Source organism: Mesorhizobium sp. M0030 (assembly GCF_040323695.1).
GTDB lineage: Bacteria > Pseudomonadota > Alphaproteobacteria > Rhizobiales > Rhizobiaceae > Mesorhizobium.
In genome coordinates, this window is the sequence record NZ_JAMYVE010000038.1 from 1 (window position 1) to 5,454 (window position 5,454).

Below are 5,454 nucleotides of genomic sequence, written 5' to 3' on the forward strand. Positions count from 1 at the left end.
GGTGCGGAAATCACTCGCGCCTATTCCATTCGACACGGCAGCAGGTCCGATCTGGACGCTGTGCTTCACAGTGCTTGACTTGCAACATACGCCACTAACGATGAAATCGACTAGGCGCGCGGCGCGCCGGCTGGCTGCCTTCGCGACGCCACCCGCATCATCACCCGTCGGCGCCGACCGCATCACCGAGCAGGGCACGCGAGCTGGATACGGTCGACGCCATATGATGAGTGCACGGGTCGCTGGTGGGTCAAACCATCGCGGTCACAGTTTGAGTTGGTTGGGAAGACGCGGTTCAGCGGCGACGCGGACGGCGCTTGCGTATCGGCTTTGATCTCGCGCGCCTGCCGTCCGGCGCCTTCTTGGCGGCAGCGGAGCGGTATAGGTTCATGAGGTCAATCAGGAGCCGAACAATGGCAATTGCAGTTGCAGCATCGAGCCAGCCCGCAATGCTGTTGAGCATCGGGATTGTTCTCCAAGCTTACGACGTGAAAGCGGTCGAAGGACCTTGGCGGCAGTGCAACTCTTCGCCTAGGCAGGGAGTGCCACCTAATCGTTGTGGCACTCAGTTGCCAGCCACCATGACATGAAAAAGGCCTCCGAAGGAGGCCTTTGGTGGTGTGAGCGAGAATCTCCACCAAAGCAGCGCAAGCCATTCGGCTTGGCCAAGGCGCGCTTGGCGACCTTGATGTTTGGCACCGTGACCGTCACCCCCGCTCTTCAGCCGCAGCCGATGGTCGCTGTCGGCACTTTCAGCTGCGGCAATGCGATGTCATTGTTGGCGCCATGAAACCAGCGCTTCACGTCGCTTCCGCGAAATGGGATCCTTGCAAGCACCAAGCGCAAGCTCATCAGCCAGAGGGTGTAATGGACTGAGCGGGCGTTCTCATATTGTGAAACGCCGAACGGATCCCGGGTCCCTGGAAGAGCGGCAGCAAACGTCAGAGAGCCGCACTTCCAGGGAGGCTGGATCAATAGTCGTTGTTGTAATAGCGATCATCGCAAGGCGCCGTGTAGATCCGGCCGCGGCGGTCCTGGTAACGGCAAAGCTGTTCGCCGCGGCGCTGCGGCGTGGTCGACTGGCCGATGACGGCGCCGAGCAAGGCGCCGCCGGCGGCACCCACGACCGTGCTTTCGGTGTTGCCGCCCAGTGCCTGGCCGGCGAGGGCGCCGACACCGCCGCCAATGAGTGCGCCTGTGGTTGCCCTCTGCTGCTGTTCGGTCTGGGTCGCGCAGCCTGCAAGTGCTGCAGTCATGAGCACGGCGGCAATGGTTTGTCTGATGATCATCTTGGAACTCCTTTGGAGCCCCAAACGCGGATCGGGGCGAATGGTTGCCAGTTGCTGGCGCATTGCGGCCAAACGGCGGCACGCCCGCTCACGAAATGAGACGTGGTTTCTCGGGCCTTGAAGACAATGGTTGCCAAAGCGGAAACGGCTTTCGCGAACAGGTCGGTAACGCCTCGGTTTGAATCGCATATCGATCTATCTGGTCGAGGACATCTTCGGGAATGGTGACGTTGACGCGCACCACCTTTGTGGTTCGGCTTTGAGCGCTACCAGGACGGCGACCCGGCTGAGATTGTCATTGTTCGACATGACATCTTCCAGGGATGATGGCTCGGGAATGGCTTCGCCATCCTCGACAAGGCCTTCGAGATGGAAGGCCAGGGCCTCTTCGGCCATGGCGCGGGCGTCGTCGAGGCTGGTGCCGGCGGTGACCACGCCCGGAAAATCGGGAAAGGATACGCCGAAGTCGCTGTCCGCTTGCTTGTGGATCAATCCGATATAGTGACGCACGGGTCGGTTCCCCCAAGGAGCGGCTTCGAGGCTCGATCAGACTATCGAGCCATTCGACACAAACTGTCGAGGTATTCCTAATGGGACCGTAGGAAGCTGCCTAGTAGGTTGGGCATGCCCCAGGCAGACATTGCCTGGGCAACGGTCAAGAGTGTGGGGAAAGTGCCAAAGTTAGATGGCGGGCACCAGACTGTGCCTAGAGTTCGCGCCGCGCAGTACGTGCGCATGTCGACGGAACACCAGACCTACTCGATCGACAACCAAGCGGATGCCATTCGCGACTATGCCGATATCATGGCTTACGACATTGTCGCCACTTACGAGGACCTCGGTCGCAGCGGTTTAAACCTTGGAGGGCGCCCCGGTCTTCAGAAGCTGTTGGCCGATGTCGAAAGTGGGCGAGCCGATTTTGAGACGGTTGTGGTCTATGATGTAAGCCGGTGGGGGCGTTTTCAGAACATTGATGAAAGCGCAGCCTACGAATACCGATGCCAGATGGCCGGCGTGCGTATCGAATTTTGCGCCGAGCAATTCGCAAACGACGGCAGCATCGGGTCAGACGTCCTCAAAGCAATCAAACGGAGCATGGCTGCCGAGCAGAGCAGAATGCTCTCGCAAAAAGTCTTCATCGGCCAGGCAAGGTTGATCCGGCTGGGCTTCCGGCAGGGCGGGAAGGCCGGCTTTGGCCTGCGGCGCCTGCTTGTCGATCAACACGGCCGCTCAAAATGCATCCTTTCATCCCACGAATACAAGAGCCAGCAGACGGATCGAATAGTTCTGGTGCTCGGCCCGCCTGACGAGATTGCGACAGTGAAGTGGATCTTCAGTCACTTTGTCAGAACACGCAAGACAGAGCTGGAGATGGCAAGACTGCTCAACAAACGCGGCGTGCTCAGCGATTTGGGGCGACCATGGACGCGGGAATCCGTGCACTCGGTGCTGACCAACGAAAATTACATTGGCAACAGCGTCTGGAACAAGCATTCGGCCCGGCTGAGAAGCCATCAAGTCCGCAATCCCCCGGAACAGTGGGTGCGGGTGGAAAACGTCCTGGAGCCGATCGTCGACCGCAAACTGTTCGATCGGGCGCAGATCGTGCTCAAGACCATCTATCGCCACATGACCAACAACGAGATGCTGGCCGCTCTTAGGGCACTACTGGCTCGCCGTGGCGCCTTGTCGTTGGCCCTGATCGACGCGGATCCCGGATGCCCGCCGGCCCAACGCTACCAGTGGCGTTTTGGAACCATTGTCAAAGCCTATGAACTGATCGGATACGAGCCATCCAAAAACTACCGCTTCATCGGCGTGAACCGGCACCTGGAATCAATGAGGCTGCAGATTATCCGGGATCTTGTGGGCGCGATTGATAGGCAGGGCGGGGTTGCTGCCCATGACATGGCGATGGACCTCCTGCGGATAAACGAGGAGATCACGATGGCGATTACAATGGCCCGATGCAGGGTTTCCGGCTTCGGCTATCCACGCTGGTTTTCGAAGGCCGATAAACGGCCACTACCCGACATTTTCGTCCTGATCCGTATGAATCCGGGCGACCTGACCATTCGGGACTATTTGATTGCGCCTGCCCACGAGATCGCGGGTAAATCGGAACTGCATGCCATCAATGGGATACCGCTGGACAGCTATATTTTTCCCACGCTCGACCCGATTATCAGGTTAGCAGAGCGAGAGCCTGTCGGAGGCGTGGCTTGGTAGTCAAGCGCTTAGCCAAGGACGCCGCCTACCGTGCGTTGGAAAACGGTGGCGACAGACATGCGAGCAATATTGTTGCTGGCGCATTAGGGTCCAAGAAGAGGCTTCGTTCACACGAATTTTTGGCGACCTACGATACGGAATGCAAACGCATGCGCGATTTCGTCACGCAAGCGGCAAAGTCTGAACAGAGCCTAGACCGGATAGTAGCGGCGCTCCACCTGATGATGCGCGACAAGCAATTCTGCGCCACGCTGGTGTCCGAGGGCTTCAGGACAATGCCAAGCCTACTGGCACATAGGTTGCGTGGCGCGACCCGCGAGCCGCAAATGTTCTGCTCTCCCGGAAAACCCGCTTCCGAGACAGGCGAGAACCGGAAAGCCGTTAACGGAATTTGCCCTGATGTCCTCGACCTGCTTCGGGACGCGCCGGTAAAAACAAAAATCTTCGGGTTGCTCCAGAAGGTGCTGCCAGCCAGGCAATTGGAGATTGCCCGGCTGATGGTGGCGATGGACCGGGTCAGGATCACCTACGCGAGACTACTCGTCGCTCTGACACCGCAAGCCCTGCTGGTCGAGGGTTTTAATCTCTCAACGATCACCACACAAGCGGAAGACCAGCGCGGCGCGATGGTGCTCGATGTCGGCGCGGTAAGCCTTGCGGTTCTCAGCGCCGCGGAACGTCATGGCCAGGTGGGCCTGGAGCTTGTCGCAGCCAACCGCTTTTTCGACCGGTTGATGGATAATTCCAGAGTGGTGCGGTATCTCGCCCGGACCTTTCCGGGGCATTTTGAAGAGTTTCACAGCTTCTCGATGCCATGCCTCGAACAGGGGCGCTAGATGGTCGGACGTCAACTCCTATAGAAACCGATCGCCGTCGCCGGGATGCAAACAACAGAACCAATGTGACTTCTGTCCAGGCCTCGAAAAGCCAAACCCGCCGAGCTTGCCGCAGCCAGAATGCTCGCAAAGCGATTTTCGATCGGCTCTCGGCCGCGCGGAATCGCTGTCATCCCTTCGGCAAGCCGGCTCGGTTCGTCGCTCATAACGGGTTGATCGGCCCGACCAGGCCGGGATGGTCGTTGGGCAACTTGTTGACGGCGCTCGTGTTCACCTCACGTCCAACGCGGTTGAACTGCAGCTGACCGTCGATGTCGTGGCTGAGAACGTCCTTGAGGCTGTCCTTGGGCGTCGCCGGGTCCAGCCAGGCGTCATAGTAGGCCGGGTCGAGAATGAGAGGCTGCCGATCATGCAACTGCTTCATCGGTTCTCCGGCAGGCTCGGTGATGATGGTGCAGCTGGTTATGTCGAGATTGGAATTGTAAGCCCAAAGCCCGGCGAACGAGAAAGGCGCGTGGCCTGGCTGGTAGATGTGCCAAGGGTCTTTCTTGCCGTCGGCTGGCGATATCGTCCACTCGTAGAAGCCATCGGCAGGGATCAGGCAGCGCTTGGACTTGTAGGCGTCGCGGAAGGCGGGCGCTGTATCGATGCCCTCAATCCTCGCATTGAACATAGCCGCCTTGGGCATTTCCTTTGCCCAGAAAGGGACCAGCCACCAGCGCCCTTCACGGAGCCTGTGATTGCCATCCTCACCGGCAGTGACGAATGGGACATCCTGAGTCGGCGCGATGTTGTACCGGGGCTCGTCGTTGCGGCCCGTCTCCGCCGGCGCAGTCAGGCGGTAGAGCCGGTGGATTTCCGACCACGACAGATATTTGGTGTAACGTCCGCACATCGCTCTGCCTCAGTTGCGCAGGAGTTCAGGCACGCTGAGCGGGCCAAGGTCGGAATTCTCCTATACTCGTCGCTGCGGCGCCAGACGCCGCGTATCTTGGCGGCGGTGACCGATGATTGCGGTTGTGTGCGTCAAGTTCTGCAAAATGGGGCAGCCATGATGCTGGTCATGCGGCTTGGCGCAGAGCGAGCTTCTTGTGCTCGCG

General features: G+C 59.3%; 4 protein-coding genes and 1 pseudogene. 2 read left to right on the forward strand and 3 right to left on the reverse strand.

What is annotated here, in order from left to right; translation table 11 throughout:
- Window positions 1-971: 971 nt before the first annotated feature.
- Window positions 972-1,289 carry a YMGG-like glycine zipper-containing protein gene (locus NKJ80_RS31230; RefSeq protein ID WP_023690487.1) on the reverse strand — a complete coding sequence of 106 codons (318 nt, stop codon included), beginning with the start codon at window positions 1,287-1,289 and terminating at the stop codon, window positions 972-974.
- A gap of 184 nt (window positions 1,290-1,473) precedes the next feature.
- Window positions 1,474-1,799 (reverse strand): annotated as a pseudogene (locus NKJ80_RS31235) (type II toxin-antitoxin system HicB family antitoxin); the annotation flags it as partial.
- Between the two features lie 114 nt (window positions 1,800-1,913).
- On the opposite strand from NKJ80_RS31235, the gene NKJ80_RS31240 reads away from it, so the two are divergent.
- Both NKJ80_RS31240 and NKJ80_RS31245 read left to right on the forward strand, forming a co-directional pair.
- Window positions 1,914-3,518 (forward strand): recombinase family protein, encoded by a 1,605-nt coding sequence (locus tag NKJ80_RS31240; RefSeq protein ID WP_023804798.1) that lies wholly within the window; start codon window positions 1,914-1,916, stop codon window positions 3,516-3,518.
- Complete coding sequence (locus NKJ80_RS31245) at window positions 3,512-4,354, forward strand: plasmid partitioning protein RepB C-terminal domain-containing protein (RefSeq protein ID WP_023731574.1); 843 nt, start codon at window positions 3,512-3,514, stop codon at window positions 4,352-4,354. The genes NKJ80_RS31240 and NKJ80_RS31245 overlap by 7 nt, the downstream gene beginning before the upstream one ends.
- A gap of 202 nt (window positions 4,355-4,556) precedes the next feature.
- Here NKJ80_RS31245 and NKJ80_RS31250 read toward each other — a convergent pair whose 3' ends face one another.
- On the reverse strand, window positions 4,557-5,249 hold the full coding sequence (locus tag NKJ80_RS31250; RefSeq protein ID WP_286456780.1) for an SOS response-associated peptidase: 693 nt from the start codon (window positions 5,247-5,249) through the stop codon (window positions 4,557-4,559).
- Window positions 5,250-5,454: the final 205 nt, after the last annotated feature.